Raw genomic sequence first — 22,143 nt, 5'->3', positions numbered from 1 at the left:
AGTCACGCTCGGCTATCGAACGGGCGAGGCCCCTCTCCACGGACTCCCCGAGCCGAGTACCTTTGTTCCACAAAGAGACCGTCCGCCACCCGCGTCCGAGAGATCCACCGTGCCCCCGTACCTGCTAGGCCTGCGACTCGGCGGGCGACGCGTCCTCGTCGTCGGCGGAGGGCGGGTCGCCCAGCGCCGCGTGCCCGCCCTGCTGGACGCCGGCGCCGAGGTGGTCCTCGTGTCCCCCTCGGTCACCGCCACCCTGGAGGGCCTCGCCGAGCGCGGCCGGATCACCTGGCACCGCCGGGGCTACCGGCGCGGCGACTGCGCGGGCGCCTGGCTGGTGCAGGCCGTCACCGACGACGCCAAGGTCAACGGCGACGTGGTGGCGGAGGCCGACGCCGCGCGGATCTGGTCCGTCCGGGCCGACGACGCCGAGTCGTCCCCGGCCTGGACGCCCGCCAGCGGCCACGCGGGCGACGCGACCGTCGGGGTGCTGCTCGGCGGCGACCCGCGCCGCGCCGCCGGCATCCGCGACGCGGTGGTGGAGGGCCTGCGCGACGGCGCCCTGGAGTCCCGGCACTCACGGAGCAAGCCCGCGGGCGTCGCGCTGGTCGGCGGCGGCCCGGGCGACCCGGGCCTGATCACCGTGCGCGGGCGGCAGCTGCTCGCCATGGCCGACGTCGTCGTCGCCGACCGGCTCGCGCCCGGCGGGCTGCTGGACGAGCTGGCCGCCGACGTCGAGGTCATCGACGCCGCCAAGATCCCCTACGGCCGGACGGTCACGCAGGACCGCATCAACGAGTACCTGGTCGAGCACGCGCGGCGGGGCCGCTTCGTCGTCCGGCTCAAGGGCGGCGACCCGTTCGTGTTCGGGCGCGGCGGCGAGGAGGCCCTGTACTGCGCCCGCCACGGCGTCCCCGTCACGGTCGTCCCCGGCATCACCAGCGCGGTCGCCGTGCCGTCGGCCGCGGGCATCCCGGTCACCCACCGGGGCGTCGCGCAGGAGTTCCACGTCGTCTCCGCGCACGTCCCTCCCGGGCACCCCGACTCGACCGTCGACTGGGAGTCGCTGGCCCGCGCGCACGGGACGATCGTCCTGCTCATGGCGGTGGAGCGGATGGCCCTCATCGCGGCGGCCCTCATGCGCTATGGTCGGTCGTCCGGAACGCCGGTGGCCGTGGTGCAGGACGGCACCCTTCCCGGCCAGCGGGCGCTGACGGCGACGCTGGGCACGGTGGCCGACGAGATGGCCGCCGGAGATGTCCGGCCCCCGGCGATCGTGGTCGTGGGCGACGTGGTCAACGTGGCACGAGAGATCGACATGATTCGAGCGGACTTGGGACGGGATCCGTGACACCCCCCGCAGAGCAGAGCACGGTCCACGACGAGGAGGCCGGCGCCGGCTCGGGCCGGGCCGGCGCGCCCGCCCCCGACGACGCGGCGTCCGGCGAGACCACGGCGTCCGGCGAGAGCACGGGCGGCGAGACCACGGGCGGCGAGAACACGTCCGGGAAGGACCCGGGAGGCCGCGCCGCGGCGGCCGAGAAGCAGACCCTGAAGAAGGGCTCGGACGAGGACGCCGCCGCACCCGAGGGCGAGGCGGCGGACGACGAGACCGGAGCCGCCGGGAGCGGAGGCTCCGAGGCCGGCACGAAGGCCGAGGCCAGGTCCAGGCGCGGACGGCGGCGCGCCCCGAGGGCCGGGGCGACGGTCAACCGCGCCGAGCTGGTCCGCGCCCTGACCGCGCTGCGCGAACAGCTCGGCGCGTTCGACCTCCTGCTGGACGTCCCCGGCGTCGAGCAGGCCCGCGAGGCCCGCGACGAACTGCGCGCCCAGCTCGTCGACTACGTCCTGCCGCGCGTCCAGGCGGCCGGCGCCCCCATGCTCGTGGTGCTCGGCGGCTCCACGGGCGCGGGCAAGTCCACCCTGGTCAACACGCTCGTCGGCGCCCGCGTCAGCGCGACCGGCGTGCTGCGCCCCACCACCAGCAGCCCGATCCTCGTCTGCCACCCCGACCACGTGCGGTGGTTCATGGAGGGGCCGATGCTGCCCGGCATGGGACGGGTCCGCGGCCCCGCGCCCGACGCCATCGCGGGCGACCAGCTGGTCATCATCGCCAGCGACGCCCTGCCGCCCGGCCTGGCCCTGCTCGACAGCCCCGACTTCGACTCCGTCTTCGAAGACCACTACGAGTTCGCGACCAAGCTGATGGCCGCCGCCGACCTGTGGCTGTGCGTCACCACCGCCGCCCGGTACGCCGACGCCCAGGTCTGGCAGATGCTCCAGCGCGCCAAGGAGAACGGCGCCACGATCGGCGTCGTGCTGTCGCGCGTCCCGCAGGGCGCGGGCGCCGGCGGCGGTGAGATCGTCGAGCACTTCGCCGAGATGCTGGACGAGCACGAGGTCGGCGACGCGCGCCGCTTCACCATCCCCGAGACCCGGATCGAGGAGAGCCGCCTCCCCGAGGAGACCGTCGCGGACATCCGCGACTGGCTGACCGGCGTCGCCGAGGACGCCGAGGACCGCGAGATCGTCGTCAGCGACACCCTCGCCGCCGTCCTGGACAGCTTCCGCACCCGCGTCCCCGAGCTCGCCCGGCAGGTCGAGGCGCAGGTCGAGCGGCGCGCCGAGCTGGCCAGGGAGGTCGAGGCCGGGTACGGCACCGCCCTCGCCGAACTGGACGAGGCCACCCGCAACGGCTCGCTGCTGCGCGGCGAGGTCCTGGCCCGCTGGCAGGACTTCGCCGGCACCGGCGACCTGCTGCGCGCCCTGCACGTCCAGCGGTCCCGGCGCGGCCGCGCCGCGAGCCGCCGCCACCGCAGCCCGGCCCGCGTGCGCGCCCTCAAGGCGGCGCTGCGCAGCGGCCTGGAATCGCTGATCATGGCGTCCGCCGAGCACGGCGCGGAGCAGGCCATGGCCCGCTGGCGCGTGCACCCGGCGGGCGCCCAGGTGCTCGCCGGCGCCGACGCCGGCCTGGGGCACGTCTCCCCGGAGCTGTCGCGGCGCGTCACCCGGGCCGTCAGCGCCTGGCAGGACCACGTCCAGGAGCTGATCCGCACGCAGGGCGTCACCAAGCGCTCGGTCGCGAAGCTGGTCTCGTTCGACACCGAGGCGGTCTCGCTCGTCCTGACGATCGGCCTGCTCGGGTACGGGACGTCCGACGTGGCCGTGGAGGGCGGCAACAGCGCCGTCCCGCAGCGGCTGCTGAAGGCCCTGTTCGGCGCCGAGTCCCTGCGCGGCATGGGCGCCAAGGCCCGCGCCGACCTGCGCAGCCGCATCGGGATGCTGTTCGACGAGGAGGCCATCCGCTTCGGTCAGGTGCTCGACTCCGCCGGCATCCCCGACGAGACCGTCCCCGTCCAGCTGTACCAGGCCACCTACAACCTCGAGGTTGCCCGATGACCACCTCGGCCATCCCCGCGAACCCACCGGCGGGAACCGGCGAGACCCCCCTCCCCGACATGCCCGAGGCCGGTCCCCCCGCCGAGCCCGCCGGCCCTCCCGGGCTGGTCGAGCGCCTCGACGGGCTCGACCGGCTCGTCCAGGCGGGCCTCGGACGGCTCGACCAGCCCGTCCTCGACGACGCCTCCGCGCTGCTGCGGCGTGCCGGTCAGCGGCTGCGGCTGTCGGGCGACCACACCGTCGTCACCCTGGCCGGCGGAACGGGCAGCGGCAAGTCCTCGCTGTTCAACGCCATCTGCGGGCTCGAACTGTCGCCGACCGGGATGCGCCGCCCGATGACGTCCAAGGCCCACGCGTGCGTCTGGGGGCTGGACGGCGCGGGCCCCCTCCTCGACTGGCTCGACGTCGACAAGCGCCACCGCTACGCCCGCGCCAGCGCCCTCGACCTGGAGCGCGCCGACGCCACCCTCCAGGGCCTCGTCCTGATCGACCTGCCCGACCACGACTCGATCCAGGCGATGCACCGCGCCGAGGTCGACCGGTTCGTCACCATCGCCGACCTGCTGGTCTGGGTCGTCGACCCGCAGAAGTACGCCGACGCGGCCCTGCACCGCAACTACATCGTCCCGTTCGCCCGGCACGCCGGCGTCACCCTGATCGTCCTCAACCAGGTCGACCGGCTCGCCCCGCACGAGATCGACGACTGCGTCGCCGACCTGCGCCGCCTGCTGGAGGCCGAGGGGCTCGCCGACCCGCGGATCGTCACCACCTCCGCCGTCGCCGAGGACGGCGTGCACGGCTTCCGCGACACCCTCGTCGACACCGTCGCCGCCCGCCGCGCCCGCACCGAGCGGCTGTCGGCCGACGTCGACCGCGCCGCCGAGCGGTTCACCGGCTACCGCTTCGACGCCGAGCCGCCCGTCACGGTGGACGACGGACGCAAGGCCGAGCTCATGCAGGCCCTCACCGACGCCGCGGGCGCGCCCGCCGTCGCCGAGGCCATGGAGAGCGCCTACGAGCTGCGCGCCGCCGACTTCATCGGCTGGCCCGTCACCGCCATGATCGGCCGGCTGCGGTCGGACCCGCTGCGCCGGATGCGCCTCACCGAGCTCCGCGAGGAGCTGCGCAACGCCTTCACCGGGCCGATCGGCGCCCAGCAGGGCGACGTGGACAACGCCCTCCAGAACGTCGCCGAGGGCGTCACCGCCGAGCTTCCGCCGCACTGGGGCCGCTCCGTCCGCGCCGCGGCCCGCTCCCACGCCGCCGAGATCCCGGAGGCGCTCGGCGAGTCCCTCAAGGAGGCGCTGCCCACGTTCAACGTGGTGCCGCGCTGGTGGTGGCTGGTGAAGACCTGGCAGTACTTCCTGGTCCTGGTCGCCGCCCTCAGCGTCGTGTGGATCGGCTTCCTCGTCGCCTACGGCCTGCTCGGCCTCGGTGGCGACGACCCGGACGGCCTCGTCGGCCAGGCGGGCCTGATCCCCTACGTCGCCATCCTGGTCGTCTGCACGCTCGGGATGGGCTGGCTCACCGCGTCGGCGTGCCGCAACATGGTCGCCCTGTCGTCCGCCAGACACGGCGAGAAGATGGAGCAGCACATGCGCCAGGGCATCGAGCGCGTCGCGCGGGAGAAGGTGATCGTCCCCGTCGAGGAGGACCTGGAGGTCTACGCCCGCTTCCGCCGGGACGTCGACGTCGCCCTCGGCCGAGGCTGAGTTATCCACAGTTCCGCGACCTCGGGCGCCGCCCTGCGCGTCTGAGCCACCGTTGTCCCGTACGCGAGACAACGGAGGACGCGATGAACGAGGCGCACGTCACCATCACCGGCTGGGTCGCGGCCGAGCCCCGCTACGCCGTGACGGCCAACGGCCACCCCTTCCTGTCGCTGCGGGTGGGCTGCACGCCCCGCCGCTTCGACCGGCAGACCGGCCAATGGCAGGACGATGACTCCCTGTACGTCACGGTGAACTGCTGGCGCGGGCTGGCCGACAACGTCAACGCGTCCGACCTCCAGCGCGGCACACCGGTCCTGGTCACCGGCCGCCTGCGCATCCGCCAGTACGAACGCGACGACCAGTGGCGGTTCTCCGCCGAGGTCGAGGCCACGACCCTGGGCCCCGACCTGACCCGCGGCACCGTCGACTACCGCCCCGCCCAGCGCAGCGGCCCCCTGACCGACGAAGACCGCCAGCTGGCCCGCGACGCCGCCGATCAATGGGCCCTGACCACTCCCGCGGAAGAAGAAGAGGAACCCAAAGCCGCGTAGCCGTTCTGTCCCGGCACGCCGGGGACGCGGCCGGCGGGTGGGCGGCCTGCGGCCAGGTGCGGCCAATGCTCGGCTGCGGTCCGTAGCGCCCGGGCGTGGAAAAAGGGGGTGCGAGGGTTGCCGGGTGAGGTGAAAGAAGTTTGGTGGGGGGATATGGCCGTGGGAGCGGTGAGTGTGCGCGCCCTCGGTGTCGGTGGCTGTCAGCTGGTCAGATCCAGGAAACGCCGCGCATGGTGGTCCCCCTCAGGATGATCGGGCTCCGCGGATCAGCGGGCCCGGATAACGGTGATCAGAACGGTCACCCGCATGTGCGTTCCCGAACGTACCTGTTTCACGCCCGTTCCGCACACGTTGCAACTATCGTGTTACACAACGTGATGCGCGTAAGGGGGAAGGATGACGGCAGTGCAGTCGTCCGCCGAGGGCCGTGGTGGGGAGCTGGTCCGCAGGCCGAGGCGCAGGGCGCGACTTGGGCGCCGGTCCCTGCTCGTGGTCTACGTGCCGGTCGTCGTCGCCGTCCATCTGGGGCTCGTCGTCGCGGGGCTTGCGGAGACCCCGTTCCGGGTCGACGACCTGGTGACCTTCGGGGCCCTGCTGGCGTGCGGCGCCGTGTGCATCGAGGCGACGCGCAGGCTGGGGATGCCGGCGGGGGTCGCGCGCGACCTGCTGTCGGCCTGGTGGCTTCCGGTCGCGCTGCTGCTGCCGCCGGTGTACGCGTTGCTGATCCCAGTGCCGATGCAGGCGCTGTTGCAGTTCCGCGTCCGGCGGACGCTGATCTACCGGCGGGCGGTCGTCGCCGCCGCGCTGGGGATCGCCGGGGCGTGCGCGTCGGTGGTGTTCCACCGGGTGGTGGCCGATCCGCTGCAGGGGGCGCCGCGGTGGGTCGTCGAGAGCTACCCGGGCATCCCGGCGGCCGTCGGCTGCGCGGCGCTGTTCACGGTGGTGAACGCGGCGATCGTCGCGGTCGCCGCGCACGCCGCCGATCCCGAGAGCCGGTGGCGCGACGTCCTGTGGACGCGCGAGAGCCTCCTGCTCGACACGGTGGAGCTCTGCGTCGGCATCCTTGTCGCGATCACGAGCGCGCTGTCACTGGGCCTGCTCCTGCTGACGCTTCCGCCGGTGATGCTCCTGCAGCGCAGCCTGATGCACCAGCAGCTCCAGGCGGCCGCGCGCACCGACGCCAAGACGGGCCTGCTGAACGCCGCCGCGTGGCAGCGCGAGGCCGACACCGAGCTCTCCCGGGCCCAGCGCACCCACGACGCCGTCGCGCTCCTCCTGATCGACATCGACCATTTCAAGCGCGTCAACGACACCCACGGCCACCTGGTCGGCGACCAGGTGCTGGTGGGGGTGGCCAGCACCCTGTGCCACCAGCTGCGCGACTACGACGTGGTGGGCCGCTTCGGGGGCGAGGAGTTCGTCGTCCTTCTGCCGGGCGCCGACACCGTGGAGGCCTGCCGCGTCGCCGAGCGCCTGCGCGGCCGGGTGCGCCGCCTCGCCGTCCCGGCCGAGGAGGGCACCGTCACGGTGACGGTCTCGGTGGGGGTGTCGCTGTTCCGCACCCACGGCCAGGACCTCCTGGAACTCATGACCGCGGCCGACCTGGCGCTCTACCGGGCGAAGTCCTCGGGGCGCGACCGGGTGTGCCTTCCCGCCCTCGAAGGCCCCAAGCCGTCCGGCAACTGAGGCGGCAACGCGAAAAACAGGTTCCGGGACCCCCTAGTCTTGACGATATGGCCGAGTACATCTACACGATGCAGCGTGTGCGCAAGGCACATGGCGACAAGGTCGTCCTTGACGACGTCACCCTGCATTTCCTTCCGGGTGCGAAGATCGGGGTCCTGGGGCCCAACGGCACCGGCAAGTCGACGCTGCTGCGCATGATGGCCGGTCTGGAACAGCCTTCCAACGGCGACGCGCGCCTCATGCCCGGGTTCACCGTGGGCATGCTCCAGCAGGAGCCGCCGCTGAACGAGGAGAAGGACGTCCTCGGGAACGTCCAGGAGGGCGTCGCCGAGACCAAGGCGATGCTCGACCGGTTCAACGAGATCGCCGAGCTGATGGCGACGGACTACTCCGACGCGCTGATGGAGGAGATGGGCAAGCTGCAGGAGCAGCTCGACCATCGCAACGCCTGGGACCTCGACAGCCAGCTCGACCAGGCGATGGACGCGCTGCGCTGCCCGCCCGGCGACGCCGAGGTGTCGAAGCTGTCGGGTGGCGAGCGCCGGCGCGTCGCGCTGTGCAAGCTGCTGCTGGAGGCGCCCGACCTCCTGCTGCTGGACGAGCCCACCAACCACCTCGACGCCGAGAGCGTCCAGTGGCTGGAGCAGTTCCTCGCCAAGTACGAGGGCACCGTCCTGGCCGTCACCCACGACCGGTACTTCCTCGACAACGTGGCGACCTGGATCCTGGAGCTGGACCGGGGCCGCTGCTACCCCTACGAGGGCAACTACTCCGTCTACCTGGAGAAGAAGGCCGAGCGGCTCAAGGTCGAGGGCAACAAGGACGCCAAGCGCAAGAAGCGCCTCCAGGACGAGCTGGAGTGGGTGCGCTCCAACCCGAAGGCCCGCCAGACCAAGAGCAAGGCCCGCCTCGAGCGGTACGAGGAGATGGCGGCCGAGGCCGCCAAGCACCGCAAGCTCGACTTCGAGGAGATCCAGATCCCGCCGGGTCCGCGCCTCGGCCAGACGGTGATCGTCGCCGACAAGCTGACCAAGGGCTTCGACGACCGGCTCCTGATGGACGACCTGACGTTCAACCTGCCCCCGAACGGGATCGTCGGCGTCATCGGCCCGAACGGCGTCGGCAAGACCACGCTCTTCCGCATGATCGTCGGCGAGGAGCACCCGGACACGGGCGACCTGCGGGTCGGCGAGACCGTCAAGATCGCCTACGTCGACCAGGGCCGCGGCGGCATCGACCCGAAGAAGACGGTGTGGGAGGTCGTCTCGGACGGCCTGGACCACATCAACGTCGGCCTGGTCGAGATGCCGTCCCGCGCGTACGTCGCGGCGTTCGGGTTCAAGGGCCCCGACCAGCAGAAGCCCGCCGGCGTCCTGTCCGGCGGCGAGCGCAACCGGCTCAACCTGGCGCTGACGCTCAAGCAGGGCGGCAACGTCCTCCTGCTGGACGAGCCGACCAACGACCTGGACACCGAGACCCTGTCCAGCCTGGAGAACGCCCTCCTGGAGTTCCCCGGGTGCGCCGTGATCACCTCGCACGACCGGTGGTTCCTGGACCGCATCGCCACGCACATCCTCGCGTGGGAAGAGGGCTCGAACTGGTTCTGGTTCGAGGGCAACTTCGCCGACTACGAGAAGAACAAGATCGAGCGGCTGGGCGCCGACGCCGCCCGCCCGCACCGGGTCACCCACCGCAAACTGACCCGCGACTGACCCAGCCACCCCGAACGGCCGCGCGATCCCAACCGCGCGGCCGTTCGCATTCCCGGCCTGACCGGTGACAAGCGGGAGGTACCGGATCACGGAAGGCGGGGCCTGGCGATGGTGAGCGGCGCGGCGACCAGGTCCTCACCGGCCCGTCCGGCAGCACGGCGCCGGAGGCGCCGGGTGGCGAGGGCGTCCAGCGGACGCTGGGAGTGGCCGCGACGCCACCACACTGTGGCGGGGCTGCCGCACCGTCGTGAGGCTGCCGCGGTGGGGTGGTGTGGCCGCGGTGCGGGGGCGGATCCTGGACTGCTGGGTGGACCCGATATGACCCTGCCCTGTCAGGGACCTCGCCTGGTCCGGGTAGCATCGGGCCGACCCCCGCTTCCCCGTACCCAGGCGAGGACATGCAGCAGTTGCCCGCGGCCGAGTACCGCCACGTCTACGAGTTCAAGATCCGGTTCGGTGACATCGACTCCCAGGGACACGTGAACAACGTCAAGTTCCTCGGCTACCTGGAGGACGCGCGGCTGGAGATGTTCCACGGCGACCCGGTGCGCAAGGGGGAGCAGCCCGTCCGCGGCATGGTGATCTCCCGGCACGAGATCGACTACCGGTATCCGCTGCTGCCGACGGTCTACCCGGTCCGGGTGGAGACGTGGGTGACCGAGGCCCGTGCCGCGTCGTTCAAGCTGGCCTACGAGGTGCGGGACGACGACCACGTGTACGCCGAGGCGACCTCGACCCTCGTCGCGTTCGACGTGGAGGCCAACCGCCTGCGCCGCTTCACCCCGGAGGAACGCGAGTTCATCGCGCGATACGTGGTGCCCGGCGCATGACGGCCCTGGCCGGCCCCCCGCCCGCGCTCGACGGCCGTCGGGCGGGGGTGCGCCTGCGCGCCGTCCAGATCGCGGACGCGGAGGCGCTCGCGTCGCTGTACCGGGAGAACCGCGCCTACCTGCGCCCCTGGGAACCGGAGCGGGGCGAGGCGTACTTCACCGTCGACGGCCAGCGCGGCAACCTGCGCGAGCTGGTCGACGCGTACGCCGCTGAGGAGATGTGGCCGGGCGTCATCCTCGTCGACGGCCAAATCGCGGGGCGCATCACGCTCAACAACATCTTGCGCGGCCCCCTCCAGAGCTGCTTCGTCGGCTACTGGGTGGCGCGCGCGCACGCCGGCAGGGGCGTTGCCACCGAGGCGGTCCGGCAGGCACTGGACGTGGCGTTCGGTGCGCTCCGCCTGCACCGCGTCGAAGCCTTCACGAGAGTCGACAACCTCGCTTCCCAGCGCGTGCTCGAACGGAACGGCTTCACCCCCGTGGGGACGGCCCGCCGCCACATCCACCTGGACGGGCGCTGGCACGACGAGCGGCTGTTCGAACGCCTGGCCCCCTGGGACGACGGCTTCGCCCTCGCCCCTCCCACCTGATCCTCCGCTCGGCCTCGTCCCGGGCAAACGCGTCTTCGGTGGCCGAGTTCGCCCGGCCGGGTCATCGTCGCGCCGCCTGCTCGCCGTCGGGCTTGCCGATGCCTCGCGCTCGGCCGAGGGGACCAGACTCGACCGCCGCCCGCGGCGGGTCGTCCGCCCGGTCGAGCTGATCTCCGCTCGGCGTCGGTCGCCGTTCCGTACGTGATCGAGGTTCACCGGGCGGCCCCGCGTTCTCCCAGCGTGTACGCCATTGCCTACCTGATCACGGTTTCGCCCCTACTGGGGTTGTTTTCCGGTCTGCTCGGGTGACAACCGACCCGTCACGGATAGGTAACAAGCCCAACAGCAATCCGTTTTCGGTGGGCTTCTCCCTCTAGGGTCGCGTCGCGAATGTGGAGAACCCACGTGAAAGGGGCACAATGCGGCGCGTCTCACGAGGAGCCATGGCACTGCTGCTCGCCGCGGGCATGACCGGGGCGGGCGCCACCGCGGCGCAGGCCGCGGGCACGGCTCAGGCGGGCACGGCGAAGGCCGGCGCCGCCCAGGCGGGCGACATCCTCGCCCAGCTGAAGGCGATCCCCGGCATGCAGGTGACGGAGAAGCCGTCCACCCTCCCCGGCTACCGCTGGTTCTGGCTGGAGTACAGGCAGCCTGTCGACCACCGCAACCCGCGAGGGCAGTGGTTCGAGCAGCGCATCATGTTGCAGCACAAGTCGGCGGACCGTCCCATGGTGCTCTACACCAGCGGGTACAACACGCCGGAGACGATGTTCACCTCCGAGCCGACGGCACTGGTCGACGGCAACCAGATCTCGGTCGAGTACCGGTACTTCACCCCGTCCCGTCCGGAGCCGACGGACTGGAAGAAGGACACGATCTGGCAGGCGGCCACCGACGAGCACCGGCTGATCGGCGCCCTGAAGACCATCTACCAGGGCAAGTGGATCTCGACGGGGGCCAGCAAGGGCGGCATGACGGCCGTCTACCACAAGCGGTTCTACCCGCGGGACGTCGACGGCAGCGTCGTGTACGTCGCCCCGAACGACGTCAGCAACAACGACGACCGCGCCTACGACACGTTCTTCCAGACGGTCGGCACCGACCCCGAGTGCCGCGCGAACGTCAAGGCGCTCGCGCGCAAGTTCCTCGAACGCCGCACCGAGATGCTCAAGCGCTTCAAGGCCGCCGCCGACGAGAACGGCTGGACGTTCGACATCCTGCGCACCCAGGACCGCGCGTTCGAGAACTCGGTGATGGACTACGAGTGGGGGTTCTGGCAGTACAGCCTGCAGTCGGCGTGCGCGTCGCTGCCGAAGGCGGAGTCCGCCACGGACGACCAGCTCTACGAGACGCTCGACAACATCTCCGGGCTGTCGTTCTACAGCGACCAGGGCCTCGCCCCGTACATCCCGTACTACTACCAGGCGGGGACCCAGCTGGGCTGGCCGACGCCGAAGTTCAAGCACCTGCGGCCGCTGCTGCGGTACGAGGACAGCTACCAGCCGCGCACCTACGTCCCGCGTGAGATCTCCATGCGGTTCGACAACGGCCGTGCCATGCGCGACATCGACCGCTGGGTGCGCGGGAACGCCAACCACATGCTGTTCCTGTACGGCGCGAACGACCCGTGGGGCTCCGAGCCGTTCCGCCTCGGGCGCGGCAGCCGCGACTCGGCCGTCTACGTCGCCCCGGGCATGAACCACAGCGGCCGCCTCATCGCCAAGCTGCCCAGTGACCAGCAGACCAAGGCGATCTCCGACGTCAAGCGCTGGGCGGGCGTCGTGACCGGCATGCAGACCCTCAAGACGGCCCCGATGGCCGACGACCCGCTCCTGCTCCAGCGTCCGCCGCTGTAGCCGGAGGCGCCTTTCGGCGAAGGACCGCGGTGTGCCGGTCCGTGCGTTGACTCCTCGCACGGACCGGCGCACCGCGTCGCGCGTTCAGGGGACGCTCAGCCAGGCGGCGGTGTTGCCGGGGAGCAGCTCGCCGTAGAGAGGCGTACTGGTCAAAAGCGGGGTGCCCTCGGGGAGGCGCACAGGGTTCTCGCCGCAGTTGAGGGCCAGGATCAGAGAACCGCGCCGGAAGAAGAGGGCGGTCTCGGGGGAGTCGATCCACTCCAGGTCGTCCGGGAGCCCACCGTGCAGGCGGCGGCGCAGCGCGAGCGCCTCGCGATACCAGCTCAGCATGGAGGACGGGTCTGACACCTGCGCCTCGGCGGTCATGGACGCCCACCGCTCCGGCATCGGCAGCCACGGCCGGACGCCGTCGGGGGAGAAGCCGTAGGGCTCGGCGCGGCCCGACCACGGCAGCGGTACACGGCAACCGTCGCGTCCCGGGGTTTGCCCGTTCGTGCGCTTGAAGATGGGATCCTGCCGAGCCTCGTCCGGCAGATCGGTCACCTCGGGAAGTCCCAGTTCCTCGCCCTGGTACAGGTAGGCCGACCCTGGAAGCGCCAGGAGAAGCAGTAGCGCGGCCTTGGCTCTGGCGTGCCCGATGCCCTGGAAGCCGGCTTGCTGTTCGTAGCGGGTGACGTGGCGGACGGAGTCGTGGCTCGACAGCACCCAGGTCGGAGCGGCGCCCATCGGCACGACGGCCTTCAGCGCGGCGTCGATCACTTCGCGGAACGCCATGGCCGACCACGGGGCCAGTTGCAGGTCGAACTGGAAGACCTGGTGCAGCTCGTCTGGACGCAGGTACAGCGCGAGGTCTTCCGGACCGTCCGTCCACACCTCGCCTATGGCCATGCGGTCGCCGTCGTACTCGTCGAGGATCTGACGCCATCTCCGGTACACGTCATGGACTTCCGGACGGCTGTACATGGGGCCGTTCAGCATGCTCCGGTCCTGGCCGTGGAGGTCGCGGAACGACTCGTCCTTGAACAGGCCGGCGGCGACGTCGATGCGGAAGCCGTCCACGCCGCGGTCGAGCCAGACCCGCAGGATGTCCTCGAACTCGTGCCGCACCTCAGGGTTGCGCCAGTTGAGGTCGGGTTGCTCGGGCGCGTACAGGTGCAGGTACCACTCGCCGTCGTCCAGCCGCGTCCAGGCGGGGCCGCCGAATGCCGACGGCCAGTTGTTCGGGGGGTCCGCCTCGCCGGGACCTTCTCCTGGCCTGCCGGCCCGGAAGATGTAGCGGGAGCGTGCGGGCGACCCGGGCGGCGACGCGAGCGCCTCCCGGAACCAGCGATGCCGGTCGGAGGAGTGGTTCGGGACGATGTCGACTATCAGCCGCATCCCGTGGGCGTGCACGTCCGCCACAAGGGCCTCGAAGTCGGCGAGCGTGCCGAACCGGGGATCGACGTCGCGGTAGTCGGCGACGTCGTAGCCGCCGTCCGCCAGCGGGGAGGTGTAGAAGGGCGTGAGCCACAGCGCGTCCACCCCGAGATCGCGCAGGTGGCCGAGCCGGGACCGGATCCCCTGGAGGTCGCCTTCGCCGTTCCCGTCGGCGTCGGCGAAGCTGCGGACGTAGACCTCGTACACGACGGCGTTGCGCCACCACGGGATTCGCGTCATACGGGGCGATCTACCCGGTTACGTCGGGGCGTTCACCATGCTCTGCGCCGCCATCGTGAAGTAGGCCCAGAGCTGCTTCTCCAGATCGTCGGGAAGGCCCAGCTCGTCCACCGCGACCCGCATGTGCCGCAGCCACGCGTCCCGCTCGGCCTCGCCGATGACGAACGGCACGTGGCGCATCCGGAGCCTCGGATGCCCGCGCCGCATGCTGTAGGTGTTGGGGCCGCCCCAGTACTGGATCAGGAAGAGCCGCAGCCTCTCCTCGGCGGGGCCGAGGTCCTCCTCGGGGTAGAGGGCGCGGAGGTCGGGGTCGTCCGCGACCCCCTGGTAGAAGCGGTGCACCAGCCGGTGGAAGGTCTCCTCGCCGCCGACCGCTTCATAGAAGGTCACCTTTTCAGCCATAGCGCTCCCACCCTATGTGAGAGACGCCCCCTTCCTCACCTTGATCCACTGCGGAAGGCGGCTAGGGCGCGGGGGTGGCGACGGTGACGCCCGCCTCGTCGAACGCCCGCTTGACGCGTTCGCGCAGCTCGCGGGCGATGTCGCCCTGCTTGCCCGGCGCCGTCTTGAGCACGATGCGGATCACGACGGCGTCGCCGGCGAGGGCCTGCACGCCCCACACCGACGGCTGCTCCAGGACGAGGTCGTGCCACGCCCCGTCCGCGGCCAGCTCGTCGGCGGTGGTCTGCAGGATCTCCTTGACCTTCTCGGTGTCCTCGTTGATGTCGACCGGGATGTCCAGGACGGCGCGTCCCCAGTTCTGCGACTCGTTCCCGACCTTCTTGATCTCGCCGTTCGGGACGTACCAGACGACGCCGTTGACGTCCCGCATGCGGGTGACGCGCAGGGTGACGGCCTCGACCGTCCCCTTGGCGCTGCCCACGTCGATGACGTCGCCGACGCCGTACTGGTCCTCCAGCAGCATGAACAGGCCGGCGAGGAAGTCCTTGACGATGTTCTGCGCGCCGAAGCCGACCGCGACGCCGATGACGCTGGCGCTGGCGAGGATGGGGGCGAGGTTGAGGCCGAGCGAGCCGAGGATGCTGAACGCGGCCGTCCCCATGATGATGATGGACGCGATGGAGCGCAGCACCGAGCCGAGCGTCTGGGCCCGCTGGGCGCGCCGCCTGTTGAGCAGCGCGGGACTGCCCTCGAAGACCGTCCGGGACCGCTCCCGGACCTTCTCCGACATCGTGCCCTCGGCCATCCGCAGCGTGACCTTGGTGATCATCCGGTGCGCGATGTTCTTCACGACCAGCGCGACCACGAAGGTCATGATGATCCACAGCAGCGTGGTGAGCGGCTTGTCCAGCCACGTCGCCCAGAACTGGGTGAAGTCGGTGTTCTTCGAGACGTTCCAGACCAGCCGGCACGAGATGCTGGGGTCCGTGTTCTTGCAGGCCGCCTCCGGGGTGCCCTTCTCGGCCCAGGGCAGGAACGGCTTGGCGACCGGCGACACGGCGAGCGGCACGCTGATCGACGCGAACAGAGACATGGTGTGGCAGACCCTCCCCGGCCATTGCGGTTCCCCGCCACCTCGCCGGTGGGACCTGCGGCGGGTACGAGCCCGATCGTAGGGGACGTTCCGACCGGTTCATACGAACGCCGGGGCTGGTGGCCGGGCACTGGCCGGGGAGGGGGCCTGCCGGGCGAACGTGTCCCGCGGGGGCCGCGGCTGCCGCGCCCTTCGCCGCGGCCTCGCGGGACACGCCCGGCCTGGTGGGCGCCCTGCCGGCGGGGGCCCGGGTCTGTGACGGGGCTCAGCGCCCCGGTGTGGGGCCTCTCACCCCGCGGCGAGCGGCTGGAGGACGTGCGCCAGCTTGAGGGCGGCGCCGCCGACGTCGTCGACGCGGTGCATGCGCTCGCCCCACGACCACCAGAAGTAGTGGTCCTTGGTCTCGGGGGCCGGCGCGCAGGTGACGTCCTCCGCGAGGCTCGCGGCCTCGGGGTTCACGACCCTCAGGAAGGCCGGCCCCGAGCGGGTCCTGACGACGCGCGCGACGAGGCCCCGCGTGTCCAGTTCGTGTTCCAGCTCTTCGAGGTAGCCGACGCGTCTGTCGCTGACCACCTTCGCACCCCCTCCATAGGCGGGCGGATCGCCCGCGAGCACAGTGCCGGCCGATCCAGATGATCGACTCTCCGGATTCGCTCGATCACAACACGAGAGATTTCCAACATTCACACTGACCGGTCAAGGGGGCGGCCGGGCGCCGAAGAACCGGATTTCCCCACCTCAGGAGAAGTCCTCCTCCCCGCGGAGGAAGAATCTCTACCCAGGGGGTGCGGAGCGCCTCCCGGCCCTCATCACTTCTCTGGAATCGCTTGGCGGGGACTGTGACGAGGATTACGCTGCGTGCGCAAGAGATTATCTGTTGTGGCCAAAACGACCGGTCGCCGCGGCTGGAACGACCGCCCGCCCCCCGAGGGGACGGCGTTCCGGCCCGACGGGAGGAGGCGCCGGATGTCGGACCCCCCTCGGAGAGAAACGGACGTCGCCCGCCGGATCCGCGCGCACGCCCTGGCGCGGGGGCGGGGCCCGGTGGAGATCGCCCAGGAGATCCACGAGCAGTGCGGGCCGCTGTTCGGGACCAGCCGGATCAAGGCGCACCGGCTGGCCCACGGCGTCGCGCTGTCCGACATCGTGGCGCAGGTCAAGGCGCTCTACGAGGTCGACGGCAAGCCACCGCCGCGGCTCGGGGAGACACTGCTGTCCGCGTACGAGAGCGGCTACAAGCGCCCCGGCCCGGAGTACCTGCACTACCTGTGCGCCGTCTACCGGGTGGAACCCGACGCCCTCGACTACCAGAGCCCCTGCATCTGCGGCCGCGGACACGCGACCCGGGCGGGCGTCGCGAGCGTCCCGCAGCCGCGCGCGCCGGACCGGCGTCCGGTACCCGACCCCGACGCGATCGTCGGGGCCATCGTGCCCAGGAGCGAGGAGCGCCCCTGGGCGACCGTCAACGACCTGCGGGGCCATGACCGCGCCGACGGCCCCCTGACCATTGATGTGGGAGAGGAGGACATCGTGCTTCGCAGAACCCTTCTGCAGCTGCTGGCCGGAGCGGGCGTGGCGCTCGACGGCCAGTTCCTTGGGGCCGTCGACAACCTGCGCCGCAAGATGGACGACACGCTCGTCGGCGCGACCGTCTCGCCGACCATGCTCGACCAGTGGGAGGAGACCACCTACGGCTACGGCCGGCAGTACCAGGCGACCCCGTCGCTCCGGATGCTCTGCGACGTGCTGCTCGACTTCAGCGAGGTGCGGCGCATGTGCGACAAGCGCCAACCGGTCGAGCTGCAGGAACGCCTGTGCCGGATCGCCGCCCAGCTGTCCGGGCTGTCCGGGCTCATCATGATCAACCTGGGGGACCACCGGCTCGCCCGCTCGTTCTTCCGGACCGCGCGGACCGCCGCCGACGAGACCGGCGACCGGCAGCTGCGCGCCTGGGTGACCGTCCGCGAGTCGCTCGTGCCGATGTACTACGGCGACCCGCGCGAGGCGCTGCACCTGGCCCGCAAGGCGCAGGACCTCGCCGGCCGCACCCCCGGCGTCGCCGCCGCCATGGCCCCCGCCGTGGAGGCGCGCGCACTCGGCATGCTGGCGATGCGCGGCCGCGGTGACGCCGCCCCGAGCGCCCGCCGCGCGCTCGTGCGCGGCCGCTCGGTGTTCGACCAGCTCTCCAAGACCGACACCTCCGACCTGGTGTTCGGGTTCACCGACCGGCAGATGGCCTTCTACGAGGGCGACACGTTCACCAACCTCGGCGACCACAGGCAGGGCGACGAGGTGCTCAGCCACGCCCTCACCCTGTACTCGCCCACCGACCGCGTCGACCTGACCCTGGTGCGGCTCGACCGGGCGATGTGCAAGCTGCACGCCGGCCACCCCGAGGCCGCGCTGACGGCCGGCCGGGAGGCCATCTTCGACCTGCCCGCCGACCACCGGTCCGACATCCTCGTGCACCGCGCCCGGCAGATCGGCGCGGCGGTCGCGACCAAGCACGGTCAGATCCCCGAGCTGCAGGACTTCTACGAGGCCCTCTCCGGGCCGTCGGTGAAGAGTCCCACCCAGGATCCGCCCGCCGCCGTCCGCCCGGGGGAGCAGGTCTGACCGGGATGAGCACCGACAACGCCTCCTGGCAAGACCACCCAACGCTCGTCCGGCTCAAGGACGATCCCCCCGAATGGCGCTACGGCGACCTGCGGATCCGCCGCTACCACGCGGCCGACCACGGTGTCGTCATGGCCCTGCACCAGGAGGGCCTGGCCCAGGTCGGCCTGCGCCCCGGAGACGGCGTCTACTACGACCACGACTTCTTCCAGATGGAGGACATCTATCTCCGCAACAACGGTGAGTTCCTCGTCGGCGAGCTCGACCGCGGGTTGGTCGCGATGGGAGGCCTGCGCCGCGCCGACCTCATTCCCGGCGGCCACGCCCGCGCCTACGGCGGCTACGCCCCCGGCAACCCGACCCTGGACGCCGCCGAGATGGTGCGCCTGCGCGTCCTGCCGGCGGTCCAGCGTCGCGGCTACGGCACCGCACTAGTCCAGGCTCTGGAGGAACGCGCGAGGGAGTACGGCTACCGCATCCTGCGCGCCGACACCACCGAGCTCCAGGCCCCCGCCCTGGCTCTCTACCGCAAGTTCGGCTGGACGGAAACCCGCCGCGAAAGCATAGGCGGCATAGTCAACATCTACATCGAAAAGCCACTGCGCTAACTCCCGCAGACCACGCGCCCGCGCCGCCCCTCCGCCAAACCGGAGGAGAGCACCGCACCACAACGCCCCCAAGCAGAACGACGCACCCAGTCCCCAGAACCAGCCCCTGCGGCGCCGTAAGAACCAACCCCGAACCCACCCAACTCCACGACCGCGCCCAAAGACAGGCACCGCGCCAACCTCAGCCGCCATAGCAACCACCCAGCGACCTCACCGTCGCGATCGCGTCCAAAGGCAGGTTCGAGCGAAGCAAGAACCTGATCGCGCAGTGAGCCGCCAGGCGAGTCGGAGCGATGCCAGCGATCGCCCGCTTTTTTCGACGATGGAGGGCCGCCAGGCCCGAAGGAGGAGAAAAAGGCAATAAACACCCACAACCCCCTCCTGGAGGCTTCCCAACCCCAGGAGGGGGTCGTTCTTGGGCACGGTTGGCCGTGCGTGTTCCCTTGGCAGCGTAGCGCGATCTTCGGGTGGCGCGCTGTAGATCGCGATCAAGGGCGGCGGGCCGCCGCGACCTGCATGAGGGGGTAGCGGCGGTGGCGGAGGGCGGTGTAGCCGCGGTCGGTGAGGGCGCGCGTGATCTCGCGGTCGCCGAAGGCGGTGAAGCCGGTGGCGCGGCGGAGGAGGTCGGCGCCGAGGCGGGGGGTGGGGAGCGGGCGCCGTGAGGTGAGGATGATCAGGTTTCCGCCGGGTTTGAGGACGCGGGTCATGCCGTCCAGGGCGGCCCACGGGTCCTCGAAGAGGTAGAGGGCGCCGAAGCAGCAGACGGCGTCGAACGCTTCGTCGCGGAAGGGCAGGTCGACGGCGTCGCCGCGGACGTAGGCCACGGGGTCGCCGTGGGGGGTGTCGGCGACGGCGCGGGTCAGCATGGTCTCGGACGCGTCGAGGCCGACGACGAGGCCCGCGGCGCCGACGCCGGCGGCGAGGGCGCGGGTGACGTTGCCGGGGCCGCATGCGACGTCGAGGACCGTCGCGGGCGGCCGGGACGCGTAGCCGGGTTGGGAGAGGCCGAGCCAGTCGCGGGCCATGGCGTGCTCTTCGGCGGTGTCCGGGCCGAGGGGCCAGCCCTTCGCCAGGTTGAAGCCGATGGGCCGCCACACCTTCTCGTAGATCCGCGGGAGGAACGTCGACTCCATCACCGACTGGGCGAGGGAGGGCGACTTCTTCGCGGACGCCCCGAGCAGGTCGAGGTAGCCGGCGGACACGTCGGGTTCGTCCGGCGGTTCGCGAAGCAGTTCCAGTGTCCGCTCGGCCGGCCCGCGCAGCGTCTTGCTCATCCGGGTATTAGACCATGCGTCAATTCGTCTTGGATGGTGAGGCCGGTCTGGGCCGCCAGGAACGTGAGGGTGTCGGCGGTGAGGTCGGCGGAGCGCGTCACCGAGCGGGCGGCGTGGCCTACCTCTGCCTCGTCGCGGAGGAGGACGGGGGCTTCGGAGGCCGTCGCGTGCTGGAGGGCGGCGCACATCTTGCGGGCGTGGAGGGGGTCCACGCGGGTGTCGCTGCCGAACGTGGTGAACAGGACGGCCGGGTAGGCGGTGCCGGGGTGGACGTGGTGGTACGGCGAGTAGCCGATGAGCCAGCCGAACTCCTCGGGGTCGTCGGCCGTCCCGTACTCGTCGTTCCATGTCTGGCCGAGGCCGAACCGCTCGTAGCGGACCATGTCCAGGAGCGGCGCGGAGCACACCACCGCGCGGTACAGGTCGGGGCGCTGGGTGAGGGCCGCGCCGACCAGGAGGCCGCCGTTGGAGCCGCCGGAGATCGCGAGCTGGGACGGGGTGGTGAGGCCGTCCGCGATCAGCTTCTCGGCGGCGGCGTGGAAGTCGTCGAAGACGTTCTGCTTGCGGTCCCGCATGCCGGCGCGGTGCCACTGCTCGCCTTCCTCGGAGCCGCCGCGCAGGTTGGCGACCGCGTAGACGCCGCCCGCCTCGACCCACGCGAGGATGCTCGCCGAGTAGGACGGCGTGAGCGAGATGTTGAAGCCGCCGTAGCCGTAGAGGATCGCGGGGCGCGGCCCGGTCAGGCCGGGACGCGACGAGACGAGCATGCGCACCTCGGTGCCGTCGCGGGAGGTGTAGACGACCTGGCGCGTCTCGATCTCGGGGACGTCGACCGTGCCCGGCGCGGACGCCCACAGCGCCGTCTCCCCGGTGCGGGCGTCGTAGCGCAGGACGGACGAGGGGGTCACGCCGTCGGTGTAGCCGAACCATGCCTCGTGCCCGCCCTCGGGCCGCTCGACGATGCCGCCGATGGAGCCGAGGCCGGGGGTCGGGACGGCGCCGATCCGTTCCCCGGACGCCAGGTCGTGCACGGTGATCTCGCTGATCGCGTGGCGGGTCCACCCGGCGAGCAGGACGGGGCGCTCCAGGTCGTCCAGGATCGCGAAGTCGGTCAGGACGGCCTCGGCGTCCTGGGGGAGGAGGTCCCGCCACGTCCCGTAGGAGAGGTCGGACGGGTCGGCGACGCACAGGCGGGACCGGGGCGCGTCGCGGTCGGTGAAGACGTAGGCGCGGCCGTCGCGGCCCACGTGGACGCCGGTGGAGGCGTCGACGCCCTCCTGCACGGCCCGCAGGGCGGGCGCCTCGGGGGAGGAGGCGGTCAGGTCGGCGATCCACAGGTCGTTGCGGGGCGCGGTGCCCTGCGACGCGGAGATCGTGAGCCAGCGGCCGTCGCGGCTGACGCCGACCCCGTAGTAGTCGGTCTTGTCGCGGCCGTCGCCGAAGACGAGGACGTCGTGGGCGTCGGGTTCGGTGCCGACGCGGTGCAGGTAGACGCGCCGGTGGTACTGCTCCTCGCCCTCCGGGACGTCCCGCGCGGGCAGCCGGCGCGTGTAGTAGTAGGCCTCCCCGCCCGGCAGCCAGGCCACCGAGGAGTACCGGGCCCGGTCGATCGGCCCCTCCACCCGGTCGCCCGTGGCGACGTCGATGACGTACAGCAGCGACTCCTCGTCGCCGCCGGTGGACACCTTGTACGCCAGGAGGCGGCCCTCCTTGTCGGGCTGCCAGCCGTCGAGCGTCGTCGTCCCGGCGGGGTCGAGGGCCGTGGGGTCGACCAGGACGCGCTCGGAGCCGTCCGGGTCGGCGGTGTAGAGGACCGGGTGCTCCTGGTCGGCGGAGCGGCGGGTGAAGAAGCGCCGCCCGCCCCGCCACACGGGGGCCCCGACGCTTCCCGCGCCGAGCAGTTCGAGCAGGCGGGCCCGCAGCGCGTCCCGGCCGGGCAGCGTGTCCACGATCTTGTGGAAGAGCCGGTCCTGCGCGGCGCGCCACTCGGCGGTCTCGGCGCTGTCCGGATCCTCCAGCCAGCGGTAGGGGTCGGCGACCCGGTGACCGTGGATGTCCTCGACGATGTCCTGGCGCTGCGCGGACGGATACGGCGTCATGGCTGCACTTTATTGGCCGTTTAGCGCTGCCCGTCCCAGTACTCCCCGCGGGTTCCGTGTTC

16 protein-coding genes and 1 pseudogene are annotated in these 22,143 nt (G+C 71.7%); 11 read left to right on the top strand and 6 right to left on the bottom strand.

Features of this window, described 5'->3' with window-relative positions:
• Positions 1-109 precede the first annotated feature (109 nt).
• From cobA to BKA00_RS18830, 9 genes are all read left to right on the top strand, one after another.
• Entirely contained in the window at positions 110-1,348 is a 1,239-nt protein-coding gene (gene cobA, locus BKA00_RS18870) for a uroporphyrinogen-III C-methyltransferase (RefSeq protein WP_185026795.1), read from the top strand.
• Positions 1,345-3,396 carry a GTPase family protein gene (locus BKA00_RS18865; RefSeq protein ID WP_230298547.1) on the top strand — a complete coding sequence of 684 codons (2,052 nt, stop codon included), beginning with the start codon at positions 1,345-1,347 and terminating at the stop codon, positions 3,394-3,396. The genes cobA and BKA00_RS18865 overlap by 4 nt, the downstream gene beginning before the upstream one ends.
• A complete protein-coding gene (locus tag BKA00_RS18860; protein ID WP_185026793.1) occupies positions 3,393-5,108 on the top strand; it encodes a GTPase family protein in 1,716 nt (571 codons plus the stop codon). Before BKA00_RS18865 ends, BKA00_RS18860 begins: the two co-directional genes overlap by 4 nt.
• Positions 5,109-5,191: 83 nt before the next feature.
• Complete coding sequence (locus BKA00_RS18855; protein WP_185026791.1) at positions 5,192-5,659, top strand: single-stranded DNA-binding protein; 468 nt, start codon at positions 5,192-5,194, stop codon at positions 5,657-5,659.
• A 396-nt stretch (positions 5,660-6,055) separates the two neighbouring features.
• Positions 6,056-7,345, top strand: a complete 1,290-nt coding sequence (locus BKA00_RS18850) for a GGDEF domain-containing protein (RefSeq protein ID WP_185026789.1) — start codon at positions 6,056-6,058, stop codon at positions 7,343-7,345.
• A 47-nt stretch (positions 7,346-7,392) separates the two neighbouring features.
• Positions 7,393-9,057, top strand: a complete 1,665-nt coding sequence (gene ettA, locus BKA00_RS18845) for an energy-dependent translational throttle protein EttA (RefSeq protein ID WP_185026787.1) — start codon at positions 7,393-7,395, stop codon at positions 9,055-9,057.
• A gap of 398 nt (positions 9,058-9,455) precedes the next feature.
• Complete coding sequence (locus tag BKA00_RS18840; RefSeq protein WP_185026786.1) at positions 9,456-9,887, top strand: acyl-CoA thioesterase; 432 nt, start codon at positions 9,456-9,458, stop codon at positions 9,885-9,887.
• The gene (locus BKA00_RS18835) at positions 9,884-10,477 is read left to right on the top strand and encodes a GNAT family N-acetyltransferase (protein ID WP_185026784.1); all 594 of its coding nucleotides are present in this window, start codon (positions 9,884-9,886) and stop codon (positions 10,475-10,477) included. Before BKA00_RS18840 ends, BKA00_RS18835 begins: the two co-directional genes overlap by 4 nt.
• Before the next feature lie 443 nt (positions 10,478-10,920).
• Entirely contained in the window at positions 10,921-12,333 is a 1,413-nt protein-coding gene (locus BKA00_RS18830; protein WP_185026782.1) for a S28 family serine protease, read from the top strand.
• Positions 12,334-12,417: 84 nt separating this feature from the next.
• On the opposite strand, the gene BKA00_RS18825 is transcribed toward BKA00_RS18830, so the two are convergent.
• From BKA00_RS18825 to BKA00_RS18810, 4 genes and pseudogenes are all read right to left on the bottom strand, one after another.
• Positions 12,418-13,989 carry a glycoside hydrolase family 13 protein gene (locus BKA00_RS18825; RefSeq protein WP_185026780.1) on the bottom strand — a complete coding sequence of 524 codons (1,572 nt, stop codon included), beginning with the start codon at positions 13,987-13,989 and terminating at the stop codon, positions 12,418-12,420.
• Between the two features lie 24 nt (positions 13,990-14,013).
• Positions 14,014-14,379 (bottom strand): annotated as a pseudogene (locus tag BKA00_RS18820) (globin); the annotation flags it as partial.
• A 73-nt stretch (positions 14,380-14,452) separates the two neighbouring features.
• On the bottom strand, positions 14,453-15,484 hold the full coding sequence (locus BKA00_RS18815) for a mechanosensitive ion channel family protein (protein WP_185026776.1): 1,032 nt from the start codon (positions 15,482-15,484) through the stop codon (positions 14,453-14,455).
• A 288-nt stretch (positions 15,485-15,772) separates the two neighbouring features.
• Positions 15,773-16,057, bottom strand: coding sequence for a hypothetical protein (locus BKA00_RS18810; protein ID WP_179846917.1), 285 nt, complete (start codon positions 16,055-16,057; stop codon positions 15,773-15,775).
• A gap of 393 nt (positions 16,058-16,450) precedes the next feature.
• On the opposite strand from BKA00_RS18810, the gene BKA00_RS18805 reads away from it, so the two are divergent.
• A complete protein-coding gene (locus BKA00_RS18805) occupies positions 16,451-18,100 on the top strand; it encodes an NsdA family TPR-like regulatory protein (RefSeq protein WP_230298546.1) in 1,650 nt (549 codons plus the stop codon).
• Between the two features lie 5 nt (positions 18,101-18,105).
• Positions 18,106-18,708: a GNAT family N-acetyltransferase gene (locus BKA00_RS18800; protein ID WP_185026775.1), complete on the top strand. Its 603-nt coding sequence runs from the start codon at positions 18,106-18,108 to the stop codon at positions 18,706-18,708.
• A 488-nt stretch (positions 18,709-19,196) separates the two neighbouring features.
• Here the strand turns inward: BKA00_RS18800 and BKA00_RS18795 are convergent, their stop codons facing one another.
• Positions 19,197-19,982 carry a class I SAM-dependent methyltransferase gene (locus BKA00_RS18795; protein ID WP_185026773.1) on the bottom strand — a complete coding sequence of 262 codons (786 nt, stop codon included), beginning with the start codon at positions 19,980-19,982 and terminating at the stop codon, positions 19,197-19,199.
• The gene (locus BKA00_RS18790) at positions 19,979-22,081 is read right to left on the bottom strand and encodes a prolyl oligopeptidase family serine peptidase (protein WP_185026770.1); all 2,103 of its coding nucleotides are present in this window, start codon (positions 22,079-22,081) and stop codon (positions 19,979-19,981) included. The genes BKA00_RS18795 and BKA00_RS18790 overlap by 4 nt, the downstream gene beginning before the upstream one ends.
• Positions 22,082-22,143: the final 62 nt, after the last annotated feature.

Source organism: Actinomadura coerulea, from assembly GCF_014208105.1.
Taxonomy (GTDB): Bacteria; Actinomycetota; Actinomycetes; order Streptosporangiales; family Streptosporangiaceae; genus Spirillospora; species Spirillospora coerulea.
Note: the sequence above shows the minus strand (reverse complement) of the source record. Positions and strands in the feature narration are given on the sequence as shown.

Excerpts from the sequence above, each read along its gene's own strand:
- BKA00_RS18860 (WP_185026793.1), top strand. The coding sequence starts at position 3,393 with ATGACCACCTCGGCCATCCCCGCGAACCCACCGGCGGGAACCGGCGAG.
- BKA00_RS18855 (WP_185026791.1), top strand. The coding sequence starts at position 5,192 with ATGAACGAGGCGCACGTCACCATCACCGGCTGGGTCGCGGCCGAGCCC.
- BKA00_RS18850 (WP_185026789.1), top strand. The coding sequence starts at position 6,056 with ATGACGGCAGTGCAGTCGTCCGCCGAGGGCCGTGGTGGGGAGCTGGTC.
- ettA (WP_185026787.1), top strand. The coding sequence starts at position 7,393 with ATGGCCGAGTACATCTACACGATGCAGCGTGTGCGCAAGGCACATGGC.
- BKA00_RS18840 (WP_185026786.1), top strand. The coding sequence starts at position 9,456 with ATGCAGCAGTTGCCCGCGGCCGAGTACCGCCACGTCTACGAGTTCAAG.
- BKA00_RS18835 (WP_185026784.1), top strand. The coding sequence starts at position 9,884 with ATGACGGCCCTGGCCGGCCCCCCGCCCGCGCTCGACGGCCGTCGGGCG.
- BKA00_RS18830 (WP_185026782.1), top strand. The coding sequence starts at position 10,921 with ATGGCACTGCTGCTCGCCGCGGGCATGACCGGGGCGGGCGCCACCGCG.
- BKA00_RS18825 (WP_185026780.1), bottom strand. The coding sequence starts at position 13,989 with ATGACGCGAATCCCGTGGTGGCGCAACGCCGTCGTGTACGAGGTCTAC.
- BKA00_RS18815 (WP_185026776.1), bottom strand. The coding sequence starts at position 15,484 with ATGTCTCTGTTCGCGTCGATCAGCGTGCCGCTCGCCGTGTCGCCGGTC.
- BKA00_RS18805 (WP_230298546.1), top strand. The coding sequence starts at position 16,451 with ATGTCGGACCCCCCTCGGAGAGAAACGGACGTCGCCCGCCGGATCCGC.
- BKA00_RS18800 (WP_185026775.1), top strand. The coding sequence starts at position 18,106 with ATGAGCACCGACAACGCCTCCTGGCAAGACCACCCAACGCTCGTCCGG.
- BKA00_RS18795 (WP_185026773.1), bottom strand. The coding sequence starts at position 19,982 with ATGAGCAAGACGCTGCGCGGGCCGGCCGAGCGGACACTGGAACTGCTT.
- BKA00_RS18790 (WP_185026770.1), bottom strand. The coding sequence starts at position 22,081 with ATGACGCCGTATCCGTCCGCGCAGCGCCAGGACATCGTCGAGGACATC.